This is a genomic window from Streptomyces angustmyceticus (assembly GCF_019933235.1).
Lineage (GTDB): Bacteria > Actinomycetota > Actinomycetes > Streptomycetales > Streptomycetaceae > Streptomyces > Streptomyces angustmyceticus.
The window spans coordinates 2,093,161-2,109,725 of record NZ_CP082945.1; the positions used below are offsets into that span (position 1 = coordinate 2,093,161).

13 protein-coding genes and 1 pseudogene are annotated in these 16,565 nt (G+C 72.8%); 5 read left to right on the forward strand and 9 right to left on the reverse strand.

The genetic code is table 11. The annotated features are described in order from the left end of the window. Positions 1-338: 338 nt before the first annotated feature. The 4 genes from K7396_RS09545 to K7396_RS09560 form a co-directional block, all read right to left on the reverse strand. The gene (locus K7396_RS09545) at positions 339-1,340 is read right to left on the reverse strand and encodes a FadR/GntR family transcriptional regulator (protein ID WP_086719769.1); all 1,002 of its coding nucleotides are present in this window, start codon (positions 1,338-1,340) and stop codon (positions 339-341) included. A gap of 776 nt (positions 1,341-2,116) precedes the next feature. Continuing rightward, positions 2,117-2,881, reverse strand: coding sequence for an NUDIX hydrolase (locus tag K7396_RS09550; RefSeq protein ID WP_174887009.1), 765 nt, complete (start codon positions 2,879-2,881; stop codon positions 2,117-2,119). A gap of 48 nt (positions 2,882-2,929) precedes the next feature. Next, positions 2,930-4,933, reverse strand: coding sequence for a glycogen debranching N-terminal domain-containing protein (locus K7396_RS09555; RefSeq protein WP_086719771.1), 2,004 nt, complete (start codon positions 4,931-4,933; stop codon positions 2,930-2,932). Between the two features lie 215 nt (positions 4,934-5,148). Continuing rightward, positions 5,149-6,774: a DUF4192 domain-containing protein gene (locus tag K7396_RS09560; protein ID WP_152105081.1), complete on the reverse strand. Its 1,626-nt coding sequence runs from the start codon at positions 6,772-6,774 to the stop codon at positions 5,149-5,151. A gap of 125 nt (positions 6,775-6,899) precedes the next feature. Between K7396_RS09560 and K7396_RS09565 the strand changes: the two genes are divergently transcribed. Together K7396_RS09565 and K7396_RS09570 are read left to right on the forward strand one after the other, a co-directional pair. Then, the gene (locus K7396_RS09565) at positions 6,900-9,065 is read left to right on the forward strand and encodes a RecQ family ATP-dependent DNA helicase (RefSeq protein ID WP_086721738.1); all 2,166 of its coding nucleotides are present in this window, start codon (positions 6,900-6,902) and stop codon (positions 9,063-9,065) included. A gap of 216 nt (positions 9,066-9,281) precedes the next feature. After that, a pseudogene (locus K7396_RS09570) lies at positions 9,282-9,893 on the forward strand (hypothetical protein); the annotation flags it as partial. A gap of 350 nt (positions 9,894-10,243) precedes the next feature. On the opposite strand, the gene K7396_RS09575 reads toward K7396_RS09570, so the two are convergent. The 4 genes from K7396_RS09575 to K7396_RS09590 form a co-directional block, all read right to left on the reverse strand. Beyond that, positions 10,244-10,894 carry a hypothetical protein gene (locus tag K7396_RS09575; RefSeq protein ID WP_086721740.1) on the reverse strand — a complete coding sequence of 217 codons (651 nt, stop codon included), beginning with the start codon at positions 10,892-10,894 and terminating at the stop codon, positions 10,244-10,246. 66 nt (positions 10,895-10,960) lie between these two features. Continuing rightward, positions 10,961-11,662 carry a ribonuclease HII gene (locus tag K7396_RS09580; RefSeq protein ID WP_086721741.1) on the reverse strand — a complete coding sequence of 234 codons (702 nt, stop codon included), beginning with the start codon at positions 11,660-11,662 and terminating at the stop codon, positions 10,961-10,963. 319 nt (positions 11,663-11,981) lie between these two features. Further along, positions 11,982-12,890, reverse strand: a complete 909-nt coding sequence (locus tag K7396_RS09585) for an ADP-ribosylglycohydrolase family protein (protein ID WP_086721742.1) — start codon at positions 12,888-12,890, stop codon at positions 11,982-11,984. 11 nt (positions 12,891-12,901) lie between these two features. Beyond that, complete coding sequence (locus tag K7396_RS09590) at positions 12,902-13,561, reverse strand: histidine phosphatase family protein (RefSeq protein ID WP_086721743.1); 660 nt, start codon at positions 13,559-13,561, stop codon at positions 12,902-12,904. A gap of 252 nt (positions 13,562-13,813) precedes the next feature. Here K7396_RS09590 and K7396_RS09595 point away from each other — a divergent pair, with 252 nt between their 5' ends. After that, positions 13,814-14,569, forward strand: coding sequence for a TetR/AcrR family transcriptional regulator (locus K7396_RS09595; protein ID WP_152105080.1), 756 nt, complete (start codon positions 13,814-13,816; stop codon positions 14,567-14,569). A gap of 12 nt (positions 14,570-14,581) precedes the next feature. Here the strand turns inward: K7396_RS09595 and K7396_RS09600 are convergent, their stop codons facing one another. Further along, positions 14,582-15,187 (reverse strand): YdbC family protein, encoded by a 606-nt coding sequence (locus K7396_RS09600; RefSeq protein WP_152105079.1) that lies wholly within the window; start codon positions 15,185-15,187, stop codon positions 14,582-14,584. A gap of 379 nt (positions 15,188-15,566) precedes the next feature. Between K7396_RS09600 and K7396_RS09605 the strand changes: the two genes are divergently transcribed. Further along, on the forward strand, positions 15,567-15,764 hold the full coding sequence (locus tag K7396_RS09605; protein WP_218039136.1) for a hypothetical protein: 198 nt from the start codon (positions 15,567-15,569) through the stop codon (positions 15,762-15,764). Positions 15,765-15,958: 194 nt separating this feature from the next. Beyond that, positions 15,959-16,480, forward strand: a complete 522-nt coding sequence (locus K7396_RS09610) for a TerD family protein (protein ID WP_086718781.1) — start codon at positions 15,959-15,961, stop codon at positions 16,478-16,480. The last annotated feature ends 85 nt before the right edge of the window (positions 16,481-16,565 follow it).

A 16,565-nucleotide genomic window follows, 5' to 3' on the forward strand; every position in this document is an offset into this window, starting at 1 on the left:
ACCGCCGGTGGGGATGGACCGACGGCGCAGGGGCAACCGGGGAGTTGAACAGCGTCACGAACGCCGCTCGTATTGCCTCCTCGGCTATCACCTCTTAAGTCATCGCGCTTCCCGGAAGAGCGTTACGCCCAATCTGCGTGGCCCGAGTCACACCCCATAACGACCCATTCCCAGTCATATGACATGCAATCCTCCCAAGACCTGCCGCCGGATCCGGTCGGTGTCCCGGATCCGGCGAAATTCTGCGCCGCGCCGCGTACGGCGTGCCCTACCCGAGGGGTGCGCAGGGCACACGGCCGCTCGGCGCCTACGGTCCGCACACGGTCGGGTACGGGCCCTCAGTGCTCGCGGGGGGCGGGGACGACGTGGTCCACCGGCGTCCCGGAGCCCTGGCCGCCGACCTCGCCATGGGCGGCGAGGAGCTGGCGCATGGCGGCTTCGGCCGCCGTGGCGTCGCCGGACCCGATGGCGTCGACGACCCGCATGTGCTGGCCCACGGAGTTCTCGACCGGGCGCTCGCAGCCGCCGCCGGGGCCGCCGGAGACGTGCAGGGCGGCGGAGACGATGCCCGAGAGGTGCTCGAGCATGCGGTTGCCGGCGAGCTGCAGCAGCAGCGAGTGGAACTCGGCGTCGGCGCGGGAGAAGGTCATGGTGTCGCCCTGGGCCGCGGAGTGCCCCATGATCTCGACCATGTCGGCGAGCCGCTGCTGGACGTCCTCACGGCCGTGACCGGCGGCGAGACGGGCGGCGAGGGGCTCGATCGTCCAGCGCAGCTCGCAGAGCTCACGGCGCTGGTCGTCGCGCTGTGGTCCGTATGCCCGCCATTCGATGATGTCGGGGTCGAGGAGGTTCCAGTCGCTGACCGGACGCACCCGGGTGCCCACGTTCGGGCGAGCGCTGACGAGGCCCTTGGCCTCGAGGACTCGCAGTGACTCGCGGACGACGGTGCGGGAGACCTCGAAGCGCTGGCCGATCTCCTCGGGGACGAGCGGGCGGTCGGCACCGAGATCGCCGGAGACGATCATCTGGCCGAGCTGCTGGACGAGTTGGCCGTGCAGGCCGCGGCCTCGGTTTCCTGCCGCGCGACGGCCGACCCGGCCGATGTCGGCCTCGGAGCCTTCCCAGACCTGCGAAACGCGCTCGGCACGGTCGTGGCCTGCTGCGTTGCTGGCGTTCGCGGCGTTGGCGGCGTTCGCGTAGGGGTAGCGGTCAAGCTCGCCCGGGCCTGCGAGGCCGGTGTCGCCGGGGCGAGCCGCGGTCATCATGGTGTGCGCAAGGGTACTCACGCATCTTTTGTCGGCGACACCCTGAACACCCTTGAGGTCTTTGGTGAAAAGCACACGAAAGGGTGATCGCCCCCCATCCCCGAATTGACGCTTTATCGGAAAGAAATGCGCTCTCGATGGAGAGTTGTGAACAGCAGCCGCAACAACAGGGCGTCAAAACAGATGCCTTACTCGATCAGCAGAAGAAGCCGCACAGCATCGCGAGCACGTATCCGCAGACCAGACGGGTCGGCCACAACATCGCTGTCCCGCCCGAGGGTTGGCGCGTCGGCCACATCATGAACAGGTGCATCCTGGTCGATTGCGAACGGGCACTTGACGCGGCCCGCAGACGGCAGATCACATCCGCGACGAGGCGCGGGAAGAGAGCGCGCCGGCAATCCTGTTGCAGTGGAACGGAATACGCCGGCGATCGATAAACCTGACTGAACGTGATCGCCTTTCGAGGGCCCCGCCAGCTCACCACAGGATCAGGGAACTCAACAGGAACAATGACGAGTCCGCTGCAAAAACCCTTTGCGGACCGATGCACAGTCACCGGCCGGGCGGGGTGGCGCCACGGGCGAGCGCACTGCAGAGCGGGGGTGCGCCGGCCGCGACCGGACGCGGACCGCGAGGATCCGTCGCCCCTGGCATGGCCGGCCCGGTGGTGCGGGGCCTCGCGCCCCTGACGGGGCGTGAGGCCGGTCGGGAGCTGCGCGGGTCGCTAAGGGGCTCACCCGGCCACCGTACCGCGATATGTCCTATTTTCTCGCAATGTCCAATCTTGACGGTTCGTCGTGTCACTGCGAGTGAAACTCGGCCCTGCGGCGGCCGTGAGCTCTGTGGACTCAGACCTCGGGACGCAACATCGGCGGGTTGAGCAGGGTCGCCCCGCCGGCTCGGAACAGCTGTGCGGGGCGCCCGCCCTGACGGGTCGTCGTGCCACCGGTGGGCACCAGGAATCCGGGCGTGCCCGTCACCTTGCGGTGGAAATTCCGGGGGTCCAGGGCGACGCCCCAGACCGCCTCGTACACCCGTCGCAGCTCGCCCACGGTGAACTCCGGCGGGCAGAAGGCCGTGGCGAGCGAGGAGTACTCGATCTTCGAGCGGGCGCGCTCCACGCCGTCGGCGAGGATCCGGGCGTGATCGAAAGCCAGGGGGGCCGCCAGCTCGCCCTCCCTGGCGAGGGTGTCGTCCTGCTCCAGGAGGGTCTCCACGGGCGCCCAGCGCGCGCTGTGGGCGTCGCCGCCGGGCACGGGCGCCGGCAGATCGGGGGCAAGCACCAGGTGCGCGACGCTGACGACCCGCATCCGGGGGTCCCGCTTGGGGTCGCCGTACGTGGCGAGCTGTTCGAGGTGCGCGCCGTACACGGGGGACGGACCCTCCGGGGACTGGGCGTGCAGACCGGTCTCCTCGGCCAGTTCCCGGCCGGCCGCGGCTTCGAGATCCTCGTCGGCCCGGACGAATCCGCCGGGCAGGGCCCAGCGCCCCTGGAACGGCGGCTCACCGCGGCGCACGGCCAGCGCGCACAGGGCGTGGCGCCGCACGGTGAGCACGACCAGGTCGACGGTTACGGCGAAGGGCGGGAAGGCCGACGGGTCGTAGGGAGGCATGGGCGTGATCATAGTCGTCCCCTTGACGATAAACAGGCCCCGAGCACCTCACGAGCCCAGTTGCAGGCCTTCCGCCGCCGTCTCCACCATCCCCATGCCGAGCCTGCTGACGCGTACGTCGAACGGCTGCTCCGCGACGCACAGACCGGTCAGCTGCATCGCGCCGAGCGGGGTGGCGCCGAGCGGCCGCACGGACACCGTCCCGGCGGGGACGTCCGGGCGCAGGCCCGCGAGCGCGACGAGTATGTGCACCGCACCGCCCGCCGCCACTGCGGCCGGGCGGCAGGCCGCCGGATGCGGTACGGGGGCACCGCCTGTGGTGCGCTGCTCGCCCGCGTACATCTCGGGGAGGCGGTACCCGAAGCTGTCCGCGGCGTCGAGGACGCCCCTGATGAGGCTGCCGGCTGCCTGCTCATGGCCGGCCGCGGCCAGCCCCGCGGCGGCGATCGCGGTCTCGTGGACGCGGACCGCGCCGCTGCGATGGCCGAAGGGGTTGTAGCCGGTCTCCTTGCTGCCCAGGCTGCGCAGGCCCCACCCGGAATCCATGGCCGGGCCGGCCAGCAGCCCGGCAAGTTGGCCGGTCTGTGCCGCGTCCAGCAGGCCCGGGGCCCGTGTCCCGCCGCCGAGGAGTCCGGTGTCCAGGAGGTGGGCACTGGTGGAGCCGAGGTACGGGACGGGCCGGCCGTCCGCGGTGAGCTGCGCGGCGGGGCGCCCGCCGGCCGGGCCCTCCAGCCAGAAGTCCCTGCGGAACCGGGTGCGCAGGTCGGCCGCCCAGTCCCGTAACGCTGCGGCGTCGGACGCGGCGGAGGCATCGAGGAGATCGGCGCCCAGGAGGGCGGCGCGATGGGCATGGGCCTGGGTCTCGCAGCGGTACGGTCCGCCCGGCGCCGGGTCGGGCACGTAGCCGCCGCGGCTCCCGGCCGGTGGGTCGGTGATCCTCCTCAGCCACGTCAGGCAGCGCTGCGCGGCGGGCAGCAGTCGCTCCGTCTCCCGCTGGGGCAGGCCCCAGCGGCGGGCCTCCGCGAGCACGGCGGGGAACAGGAGGGTGGCCTCGATGCCGGCACAGCTGGGCGGGGAGTGCGGCCCGAAGTCCCGCAGAGCGCCGGGAATTCGGCCGAAATCCGCTCCTGGTGCGGCTTGTTGGCCACGGGCGAGCGCGCGCAGCGTGCCCGCGGCGAGCCTGGTGCCCAGGGGCAGCAGCATCCGGGCGGTCCACAGCGCCTCGGCCGGTGCGAGGCCGCACCGCCACGGGAAGCCGCCGGCGACGTACAGGTCCGTGGTGACCTCCGGGTCCCGCATCACCAGGCCGTGGAGATCGTCGAGGCTGGTCGCGAGGAGGGCGTCGGCACGACGGTCGTCGCACTCCAGGCGGGCCGCCGTCCAGGGGCGCGGGGGCCGGTCCGAGCGGGTCCTCGGGGTGACCGCTCCCGTGCGCGGTGCGGGGATGCGGGCGTCCAGGGGACGCCGGCGGTGTCCTGCCGGGTCGCCCGGTCCGCCCGGCTCGTATGCGAGTCCGGCGCGCAGTTCGATGCTGCGGTGGCCGCCGTCCGGCAGGTCGAGGTCCCAGCGCAGCAGGCCCGCCGAGGCCAGCGCGTCCTCGGGCGGGGGCGTCGCGGACACCGTCGCGTGCATGCCGGGCACCGACCAGCGGAGCCCGGCGCCGTGAACAGCCGCCCGCACCTCGGGGCCCGGCAGACCGACGGCTACGGCTCCGAGCTCCGCGAGGTCCGTGCCCAGCCCGATCTCGACCGTCAGTCGGACGGGCCTCGTGGCACTGCTGCGGAACGTGATCTGTTCGGTGCCGTCGGCGGACCGCAGCCGCTCCACACGGATCTCCGGGTCCGGGCCCCGCTCTCCGGTCCTGCGGACCGTGCCGAGGAACCGGGCGCGGTCCGTGCAGGTCAACCGCCCCTGGACGGCGAGCGGTTCGTCGCCGTCGACCCGTAGTTCGCAACGGGACAGGACCCGTCGGCCGTCGCGGTAGAAGCCTTCCATGCCGCGGCCGGTCAGCTGTCCCGACGCCGGGGACACGGCCAGGGCCGGGAGGGCCACACAGACGAGCGCGGAGTGGACGGGTTGAGGTTGTGGGGCCCGGGGCGGCGCCGGGCGGTGCGCTCCGGGCAGCCTGCGGGCCGGCTGGGTGGTGGGGACGATGCCTGTCACGTTCTGCGCTCCCTGATGAGGTCGGGGCTCCGTACGGGCTGCTCCAATCAGGTGAACGGCCCGGCCGGCGCCCAGGTCACGCCGGCCGGGCAGGGACAGCTCGGTCACCGCCGGCTCCGGTCGCCGTTCCGGCCGGCCCGGCGCCTGCCGCGTCCGTCGGTCGTGCGGGTACCGGGGCCCGTGCCGCCGCGCGGTCCGCGGGGGCGCCCGGCGGGACCGGAGCCGCCGGTCCCCGGGCGTTTCGTGGGCTGCGGTGCCTTCTTGGCTGCACGAGCGGCGGGCTCGGCCGTGCTCACTGCCTCCCGGTGCTGTTCGCGCAGGCAGCGGCGCAGCGGCTCCGGGTCGAGTCCTTCGTTGATGGCCCGGTGGAGGAGCTGGGCGAAGGTGTAGTCGGGGTCGAGGGCCAGGGCCCGGCTGAGGGCGACACGTGCCGACGGCCCGTCCTCGGTGGACCAGCTGACCCAGCCGGCGAGGGTGAGCGGTGCCACCGCGTGTTCGGCGTAGCCGCCGGCGCAGCGGCGGGCGAGGGCACGCCAGAGCCGCAGGGCCGGCGCGGCGGCGGAACCGTCCATCCACTCCGCTGCCCGGTCGCGGGTGACCCGGTCCTGGAGGCCGAGGATGAGGTCGGCGGCCTCGGCATCGGTGATCAGCGCGTCGTCGCAGGCGTCCCTGGCCCGGTTGCTGCCGGAGGGGGTGTCCTGCCGGAACCGGTGGATCATGGCGCCGGCCAGGTCGAGGGTGTCCCGGCGGACGGCCGCCGCGGCGTCCCGCCGGAGCATGCGCGGAACCAGTGCGCCGGCGGCCGCGTCCAGCGCTGTTTCCTGGTCGGCGGCCCGCCGCCCGGTGCGGGGCGCGAGCCTGGCCTCCATCTCCTTGAGGGAGCCGCGCACCTGCATTCCCGCGTAGGCGGCGGCCGCGGCCATCACGGACGTGCCGGGCATGACCATGGGTGTGCCCTCTGCGGGGCAGCACCGGAAGTCGGGGCAGCAGTAGGACCAGAAGCGGCCGTTGGAGAGGCACAGGGCTTCCAGGACCGGTACGTCCAGCGCGCCGCAGGCCGTGCGCAGCCGTTGGGCGAGCGGGCGGAGGCGGTCCTTGACGTCCTTGCCGCTCTCGCCCGCAGCCGGCTCCTGGCAGAGGTAGACGATGATCGCCGCGGGACGGGCGTCACGCTCCTGACCTGCGGAGATCAGACACTCGGCGAGCTGGTCGGCGACATCCGGCCACTGCGCCGTGTCGGTCGGGATACCGAGCCTGACCCGGCCGCCGAAGCGTCCGCGCTCGCCGGTCAGCGCGATCATGACCACGCTGTCGTCCGGATAGAAGCCCAGAAGGTACGGCAGGGCGTCGGCGAGCTCGGCGGGACCGCGGAGGGTGACCTGGGCATCGGGGGACGGGGCCTTGGTGGCGTCGGAAGGGGCGGCGGCGTGGGAGGGGCGGGAAGGAGTTGCTGCTGTGGAGCTGGTGAAGGCGGACGGGGCAAGAGGGTCGGTGGGGTGGGAAGGGACGGGAGTGCTTGCGGTTTCCGCAGGTCCGGGCGGGCTGGAGGTTTCGGTGGCGTCGGTCGGGTCGGTGGGTGCGGACGATCCGGATGTGCTGGGCGGGTCGGTGGGGGCGGGTGGCTTCGGCGTGCGGGGAGGGTGCGAGGAGGTTTCGGCGGAGGAGGGTGCGGAGGTGGGGGTCGAGTGGATGTCGCCGGTGCGCTTGCTCGGTTCGCTGTGCGGATTCATGGCTCGAAGATCCCGCGGCCGGCCGCTGCGCCGCGACCCCTGTGGATAACTCTCGGGCGAGGCACTTGTCCACAGCTTCGGGCGGGGGTTCGCGCGTTGTCAGTGGCATCGGGTTGCATGGGGGCATGAGCAACGAAGATCTGCGTGCCGCAGCCGACGCCGTCCTGACCCGTCTCGTCGGGGATCCCGGCGGCGAGGCGAGGCTGCGCGAGGATCAGTGGCGGGCGATCGAGGCGCTGGTCGCCGATCACCGCCGGGCGCTGGTCGTCCAGCGCACGGGCTGGGGCAAGTCCGCGGTCTACTTCGTCGCCACGGCGCTGCTGCGGGAGCGCGGCAGCGGCCCGACCGTGATCGTCTCCCCGTTGCTCGCGCTGATGCGCAATCAGGTCGAGGCCGCCGCGCGGGCCGGGATCCGCGCCCGCACGATCAACTCCGCCAACACCGAGGAGTGGGACACCGTCCAGGCCGAGGTGGCGGCCGGCGACGTGGACGTCCTGCTGGTCAGCCCCGAGCGGCTCAACAACCCCGACTTCCGTGATCAGGTGCTGCCCAAGCTCGCGGCGGCGACCGGTCTGCTGGTGGTCGACGAAGCGCACTGCATCTCCGACTGGGGCCATGATTTCCGGCCGGACTACCGGCGGCTGCGCACCATGCTCGCCGATCTCCCGCCGGATGTGCCCGTGCTCGCCACCACGGCCACGGCCAACGCGCGGGTGACCGCCGACGTCGCCGAACAGCTCGGCACGGGCGAGGGCTCCACCGAGGCGCTGGTCCTGCGCGGGCCGCTGGACCGGGAGAGCCTGAGCCTGGGCGTCCTCCCCCTGCCGGACGCCGCGCACCGGCTCGCCTGGCTCGCGGACCATCTGCACGAGCTGCCGGGCTCGGGGATCATCTACACGCTCACGGTCGCCGCCGCCGAGGAGGTCACGGCTTTCCTGCGCCATCGGGGACACACGGTCTCCTCGTACACCGGCAAGACGGAGAACGCCGACCGCCAGCAGGCCGAGGACGATCTGCTCGCCAATCGCGTCAAGGCGCTGGTGGCGACCTCGGCGCTGGGCATGGGCTTCGACAAGCCCGACCTGGGCTTCGTGGTGCACCTGGGTTCGCCGTCGTCCCCCATCGCCTACTACCAGCAGGTGGGCCGGGCGGGCCGTGGGGTCGAGCACGCCGAGGTGCTGCTGCTGCCCGGACGGGAGGACGAGGCGATCTGGAAGTACTTCGCCTCGCTGGCGTTCCCGCCCGAGGAGCAGGTGCGGCGGACCCTGGACGTCCTGGCGGGCGCGGGCCGGCCGGTGTCGCTGCCGGCCCTGGAGCCGCAGGTCGAACTGCGCCGCTCGCGCCTGGAGATCATGCTCAAGGTGCTCGATGTCGACGGCGCCGTCCAGCGCGTCAAGGGCGGCTGGACCTCCACCGGCCGGCCGTGGTCGTACGACGCCGAGCGCTATGCGTGGGTGGCACGCCAGCGCGAGGCCGAGCAGCAGGCGATGCGGGAGTACGCCACCACGTCCGGCTGCCGGATGGAGTTCCTGCGGCGGCAGTTGGACGACGAGGCGGCGGTGGCGTGCGGGCGCTGCGACAACTGCGCCGGGGCCCGGTTCACCAGCGAGGTGTCCGCCGCGGCGCTGGATGCGGCGCGCGGTGAGCTGGGGCGGCCCGGGGTGGAGCTGGAGCCGCGGCGGATGTGGCCTACGGGGCTGCCGGCTGTCGGGGTCGACCTCAAGGGCCGTATCCCGGCGGGTGAGCTGGCCGCGACCGGCCGGGCCCTGGGCCGGCTCTCCGACATCGGGTGGGGCAACCGCCTGCGGCCGATGCTCGCGGCGCAGGCGCCGGACGGCCCGGTTCCCGACGATGTGGCCGCCGCGGTGGTCACCGTCCTCGCCGACTGGGCCAAGGGCCCCGGGGGTTGGGCCTCGGGTGCGGCGGACGCACCGCCCCGCCCGGTGGGTGTCGTCGCGCTCTCCTCGCGCAGCCGCCCGCAGCTGATCCGGTCGCTGGCCGAGCGGATCTCCACGGTCGGCCGTATGCCGTTCCTGGGCACGGTGACCTCGGTGGACGACGGTGCCGACGGGAGGATTCCGCGCAGCAACAGTGCCCAGCGGCTGCGGGCGCTGCACGGTTCGCTGGGAGTGCCACCGGAGCTGGCGCAGGCGCTGGAATCGGCAGCCGGTCCGGTGCTGTTGGTGGACGACTACGCCGACACGGGCTGGACGCTGGCCGTGGCCGCCCGGCTGCTGCGCCGGGCCGGGGCGGCGGAGGTGTTTCCGCTGGTCCTCGCCGTACAGGGCTAGGAGCCGTGAGGCGCGCGGCGGCGGGCAGGGACATTTACCACTCCCCGGGAGATTCCGGTCGCGGCCGGGAATTGCTCGTTGCCGCATGCCTGTACGACCGCGAGAATTGGAGTTGTTCCCCGTACCGGCCTTCCGTGGTCAGGCAGGGCCATGCCGTGGTGCCCATCCGCGACTGGCCGCCGCCCGGCGTGCGGACGCGTAGACGATGGGAGGAACGTGACCTTCGACTTCGCCCCGCCCCCGCAGGTGTCCCTGCCCACGTCCGCCGATTCCGCCGCCCGGCTGGGCCGCATGCTGGAGCCCGCCGAATGGGCCTCGGCCGGTATCCCGTTGCTGCGCAACCCCCGTGAGGTCGTCGCCGGCCTGCACGACCGGCACCGGCCGGTGCCGTCGACGGCCGTCGTCGCGGTGCTCGACACGCAGGAGCGGGTGACGGCCAGCGCCTCGTTCACCGAGTTCACGGGCGCTCCCGACGGCTGGGAGTTCCGTAACGCGCTCCTGGCGCATCTGCGCCGGGTCATCCCGCACGACCTGCGGCTGCGCGTCCCGGTCCGGACCGCCGTGCTGCTCTACTGCCGTGAGGGCGAGCCCCTTTGGACGGAGACGGACGGGGCCTGGATGTGGGGGCTGCGCGACGCTTGCACCCTGCACGGGCTGCGGTGCGGGGCGTACATCACGTTGACCCCGGATCGCTGGCAGGTGCTGGGTGAGGGCCGCGGCGGGCGCCGCCCCAGGCCGTCCACCGCGGCCGAGCCGGTCACCGCGGCACACCGTACGGGGACGGAAACGGCGGCGGGGCGTATGGAGGTTCGCCGGACCACGGCCGCACATCCGGAGGCGCCGCATACGGCCGCGCAGTTGCCCACCGCCTCGAACCGGTCGACGGTGCGGCGTACGGGAGGCGGCGTCCCGGAAGCTCACCGGCACACGGCTGCGCGCTGAGCGGTCGGGCGGAGGTACACCGGCGTCCGGACGAAACCGGACACACCGCCGCGCGACCGGCACCCAGCGACGGCAGGCCCGCCCCGCTCGGCATCCCGGCCCGTCGTGAACGGATCGCCGCCGGCACGGCTTCACCGCTCCCCGCCGCGGCTCCCGCGTCCGGATCTCGTCCGGGCGGGAACGCAAGCGAGCCCGACGGCCTCCGGGGCCGACGGGCTGTTGCGAAGCGGCAGCGATCAGGCGGGGGCGCCGAGAACGGTGTTGATCCGCTGCGGGTCGCCGCAGACGATCAGCAGCGTTCCGGCACGGGCCATCGCCGCGGGCAGCGCCTGCGCGGTGGCCTCGTCCGTCTCACCGTTGACGGCGACGATCACGACGGGCCGGCCGGTGGCGCGCCCGGCGCCGGCGTCCGCGTAGAACACATCGTCCGCGGCGTCGTGTTGGGCCCAGTAGGACGCCTCGCCGAAGGACAGCTCGTGCGCGGCCCACGGGTGCGCGTCACCGGTGGTCAGCACCAGGATTTCGCCCGGCGCGCGCCCGGAGTCCAGCAGCAGGTCGACGGCCTCGTCGGCGGCGTCGACGGCGCCGGCGGCGGGTGCCGGGATCAGCTGGAGCTGCGCTCCCGCGGCGCCGTCGGACTTGCCGGCGGGCGGCTGCGGGGAGCTGGTGCGCTGCGCCGGCGGAGCGGCGACAGGACCACGCGGCGGGGCAGCAGGTCCGGGCTTGCCCGGACGGACACTGGACGCGGGAGCGCCACGCGGCGGTGCGGGGCGGGGACCGGGACCAGGAACAGGACGGGGGGTCGGCGCGGTTCGGCCGGCGGCCGGAGTTGCGCGGGGACCCGGGACACTCTCGTGAATCTGAGGCTCCTCGGGGATGAGAGGCATAAAGGGATGTCTATCAAACGTAAGTGCGGAACACGTCACTGGGTACCGAATTGATGTGCGTACCGCTCAGAAATCGAAGCCGAGTTGGCCACCGGCTTCCAGAGCGGACGCTTCGGCGGTGACGCGCACCTTCTTCAGATGCCGCCAGCGGGGCAGGGCATCCATGTAGGACCACGACACTCGGTGGTGCGGCGTAGGACCGTACTCCTCCAGGGCAATGCGATGGGTCGGCGAGGGGTAGCCTGCGTTGGCCGCGAAGTCGAAGTCCGCGTACCTCAGGCCGAGTTCGGCCATCATCGCGTCGCGTCGCACCTTGGCGATCACGGACGCGGCGGCGACCGCGATGCAGGACTGGTCGCCCTTGATGACCGTGCGGACCCGCCAGGGCGCGCCCAGGTAGTCGTGCTTGCCGTCGAGAATGACCGCGTCCGGCCGGACCGGCAGCGCCTCCAGGGCGCGGACGGCCGCGAGCCGCAGGGCCGCGGTCATGCCCAGTGCGTCGATCTCCTCCGGCGAGGAGTGCCCCAGGGCGTACGACGTGACCCAGTCGCCGAGCACATCGCACAGTTCGGTGCGGCGCTTGGGGGTCAGCAGCTTGGAATCGGTGAGTCCGTCGGGTGGCCGGCGCAGACCGGTGACGGCTGCGCAGACGCTGACCGGACCGGCCCACGCTCCGCGCCCGACCTCGTCGACACCTGCGACGATCTTGGCGCCCGTCGTGGCGCGCAATGATCGCTCGACGGAATGGGTGGGGGGCTCGTACGGCATGGCGCCAGCAAGGTTACGCCTATTCGGCCGAGCCGTCCGCACCGGATCCCCTCCTGATGCCAAACGGTGGGGTCGGCCGTCTGACCAGGCGGTGAACAGGACCTGCCGCTTCCGCTACCGATGGGTACACGGGCGCCGCATCCGGCGTGGCGTGACCGGCGCCGGAGACCGCGGCCGCCTCGGCCCGCCCGGCGTCGCATGGGTGAAATCGCCGTGGGGTGCGGCTGGTTGGCGAACACCCGGAGGACGGCATGCGGACAGGGGTGGGCGCACCACGGCGGGGCGAGAGGCAGGGCGGTGGAGCGATGAAGGAGCTGCGTCAGGCGGGGAGGGCGGGCGTCCAGGACGGGAGCGGCTCGGCGCCCTCCAGCCATGCCTGGGGAGGGTGGCCGGCGCGACCGGCGGCGACGATGCCGCCGACGATGGCGCAGGTGGTGTCCACATCGCCGCCCGCCCGTGCGGTGGCCCAAAACGCCCGCTCGTAGTTGCCGAGATTCCGGGCCGCGGCCCAGAGGGCGAACGGCACGGTGTCGTGGGCGCTGGTGCGCCGACCGCAGCCCAGGACGGCAGCGACGGTGCCGGAGTCGGCGTAGTCGAGCATGTCGCGGGCGCGGCGCAGTCCGGCTTGCACGGCGCTGCGCGGGATGAGCTCCAGCACACCGTCCAGCAGCTGTTCGGGACCGGTGTCCCGGGCCGGGTCGGCCGCCAGGGCGGCCGCGGCGGCGACGGCCATGGCGCCGACGACGGCCTCACGGTGCTGATGGGTGGTGTAGGCGGAGATCTCCGCCTGATGGGTGGCCTGCTCGGGGTCGTCGGCGTACCAGGCACCGAGGGGAGCGATGCGCATGGCCGCTCCGTTGCCCCACGAGCCCTGCCCGTTGAAGAGCCCCGATGCCAGCTCGCGCCAGTCTCCGCCCTCGCGGATCAGCCGCAGCATGCGGTTGACGGCCGGGCCGTAGCCGCGGTCGAAGTCATGGTGGTCGGCGAAGGAACGGGCGAGCGCGTCCTGGTCGATCCGGCCGTGCGCGGTGAGCACGGCCAGGACGGAACACGCCATCTCCGTGTCGTCGGTCCACTGCCAGGGGGCGGGCGGCAGCTCGCGGCGCTTGAGGGAGGGGTAATGGGCGGGGACGAAGAACTGGGATCCGAGCGCATCACCCACGGAGAGGCCGCGCAGGCTCGCCAGAGCCCGCGCACAGCGTGCTGCGTCACGGTGGTCGGGGGTCATCGCTGTGCACTCTAACCGGTGACGCCATAAGGCTCGGGTACACACCAGCGCTCGAAGGGCCGGTCGAGGGCGTAGCGGCCGTCCGGGCCGAGCAGGAGGGTGCGCCGCTCGGCGTTGCCGGGATTGGACAGCGACTCGAATTCGGCCACCGTCCAGTGGAACCACCGCATACAGAACAGGCGCATGGTGAGACCGTGCGTGACGATGAGGACGTTGGGCGGGTGGTCGGGGTCCTCGAAGCTGCGCCACAGGCTCTCCAGGAACGCCCCGACCCGGTCGTAGACATCGGCTCCGGACTCGCCCTGGGCGAAGCGGTAGAAGAAGTGGCCGTAGGCGTCGCGGTAGGCCTTCTGCCGTCGTACGTCGTCGCGGTCCTGCCAGTTCCCCCAGTCCTGCTCGCGCAGCCGGGGCTCCTCGCGCACCCGGACCCTGGTGGGATCGAGGCCGAGCACACGGAAGGTCTGGTGGGTGCGGCGGTAGGGCGAGACGTAGGCGGAGATCCGCTCCTCGCCGAACATCTCGCGCAGCGGCCCGCCGGCTTGCTCCGCCTGCCGCAGCCCGGTCTCGGTGAGGGCGAGTGCGTGATCCGGCTCCCGCTCGTACACGGTGTCGTCGACGTTTCCCACCGACTCTCCATGGCGGATGAGGACGATGCGTCGGGGCCGGGCCATGCCGCCAGCCTAAATCTCCCGCTTTGCACACGCCGCACGCAGCCGAACGACCACAGCAGGGCGGCGAGCCCCACCACCGCACCGGCAAGCCCTCGGCGGCATACGGTGAGCAGCCCCAGCAGCCGACCCCAGGGCGGGCCGGCGCCACATAACGAGATCCGAGCGGACATACCCCCTCCCCGACAAACGCAACCCTCGTCGCATTACGATGAGAATGGCACACTCGACCGACTAACGCAACAGGAGTAGCAATTGCCTGGCGAGACGGCGCACGAGAACGCGCACGGGGCCACCGAGGCCCCGCCCACCCCCGGCACCCGGCGGCCCGGTGGTCGCACCGCCCGCACCCGCGCCGCCGTCCGCGACGCCGTGCTGGCAGGACTCACCGAGCACGGCTATCCGGGGCTGACGGTCGAATACGTCGCGGCGCACTCCGGCGTGCACAAGACGACGCTGTACCGCCGCTGGAAGGACGTGGAGGGCTTGGTGGCGGACGCCCTCGATCTCGCGGGCGAGGACAGCTGGGTCCCGCCCGACACCGGATCCCTGGAGGGCGATCTGCGCGCCCTGGCCCGTGAGGTCGTCGCGTCCTTCACCGACCCGGCAGTGGCCGCATCGGGCTCCGCGATGATCGCCGCCGCCTTCCAGTCGGAGCGGGCGGCCGTGGCGCTGCGTCACTACTACGCCGAGCGCTTCGCGCGCTGTGAGGTCATCGTCGAACGCGCCGTGGAGCGCGGCGAATTGCCGGTTCCCACGGGTGCCGCGCCGGACAGCGCGAAGGGCACCCCGCCGCGCGCCGTCTCCGGCACCGTCCCGGGCAGCGTCCTCGACGCCGGCGCCCTCGTCCGCTCCGTCTCCGCCCCGCTCTTCTTCCGCCTGTTCATCACCCGGGAGCCGGTGGACGACGCGCTCGCCGACCAGGCGGTGGCGGTCACACTGGCCGCGGCCCGCGCCGGGGCGTTCACCACCGGCGGTACGGCCGGTGCCTCTCGCGACGCGGCCCCCTGACCGCGCGGTCCCTCACACCGTCCAGGACGGTTCGAGCTGCACCACATCGCCCGCGATCGCCCGGACGTCGGCGGCTATCTGGGCCCGCAGCGCCAGCCGCTCCACCCGCTCGGGCCGGTACTTTCCCCGCTCGGCCGCCGACTGCCACATCGACAGCACCAGGAACTCCTCCCCCGGAGCCCGCCCCAGCATCCCCCGCAGCATGCCCGGCGAACCCGCCATCGCGGGGTTCCAGACCTTCTCCTGCATCAGCATGAAGTGCTCGACCCGGTCCTGGTGCACCCGGCAGTGCGCCAGCCGCAGCACATCCACGTCGCCGAACGACGGGCGGAAGCCCACCTTCACATCAAACTCGTGCTCGAAGAGCCGCACCTGGGCATCCTTGTAGGTGCCGGCCTGGGCGGCCGCCAGCCGGTCGTGCGAGCGCGCCATGAAGGAGTCGTAGAAGGCCCGGCTCTCCCAGAAGCCCACCAGATGCGCGACGCCCGGCCGTCCGCGGCTCCACCCCCCGCCCTGCCCTCGAAACCCCGGCTCACCCAGCAGCCCCGCCCATTTCCGCTGCCCCCGCTCGAACCCTCGACGGTCCACGACGGTGAGGCGAATCCACTTGACCAGCACCGCGCCATCGTACGGCCCAAGGGCGGGGCGGGATCACTGCGCGTCACCTTCCGACCGGCCCGAAATTCCTTACGGGCACCGGTCGATCGACGTAGGCCCCCGGGCCACAGCCCGGCCACCTCGGCCGCCTCAACCGGTCCACCGGCTCGCCGCCTCCAGGCACCGCCCCTCCCGGCAGGAGCGTCCGATCATCCGCACGCCGTACGGAAGCTGCTCCACCACCCCGGGGGCAAGGCTGCCAGAAGCACGCAGACGCCGACCGTGGCCCCGGAAGACGGCCACGAGAGCGGGAGCATCGCGCCGAGGCGCGGCTCTGGCCGGCCTTCGTGCCCAGGCCGCGGTCAGCCCGCCCGTGGCCGGAATCCTGCGCACCCATGACGTGCACCTGCAACCACTTCTCGCGCGGCTGACCGCCAAGAGTTCCGGCCCCCGCCCAGGACCACCCGGCCCGTGCGCCCTCCTCGTCCTGGCCGACGACCGCACCACCCACGTCCGGGTCGGCCGCCTCTCCCCCGCCGGAGCCCAGGACCTCCTGCACGCCCATCTCGACCGCCTCTGGAACGAACAAGTGCGCTGAACGGACCCTGCCGCCACGACACCCCACAGGGCGTTTTCCAGCCACCCGGAACCTTTCCAAACCGTGGGTGACCAGGGGCAGTTCCCTCCGCCCGGAGGCCGCCGGGCGTGGCACGATGGGCAGTCAACGGGAAGTCCCGGGGAGGGGCCGCGCGCCCGCGCCGCGTCCCCGGGAGATGACGGGAGGGAAGTCCGGTGAGCACGTTCAACAAAGGGATCGAGAAGGTCGAGGTTACGCTCAAGTGGGACCCCAGCCCGCTCGGGACACCGGACAATGACCTCGACATCGTCGCGGCCACGTACACGGCCGACGCGCCCCACGGTGACCCCGCCTATCTGGTGCACTTCGACAGCCGGTCGCCCGACGGGACCATCACCCTCAACCGGGACAGCAGGACCGGCCAGGGGTTCGGCTTCGACGAGATCATGACCCTGGAACTGGACCGGCTGTCCGAGACCTACACCCGGGTGATCGTCGGGGTGGCCATCCAGCAGGGCGAGGGCCGCAAGGTCTTCGGCGACATCGAGGGGACCGCGGTGCGGATCCGCGAGGGCTACACCGTCCTGGCCGAGAACGACTTCGCCGAGGTCTCGGGCGCCACCGCGGCGACCGTCGCCGAGTTCCTCCGGGACGAGTCGGGGCAGTGGCGCATCCACGCCACGGTCCGGGGGTTCGACACCGACCCGGACGGGTTCGCCTCCCTGATGGGCCGCTGACGGACCACCGCCGGGGCGCGGTACGGCCCATGGAACAGGCGGTACTCCCCGGGGAAAGCGAAGAAGAGGGGACCGGCACGCGGCC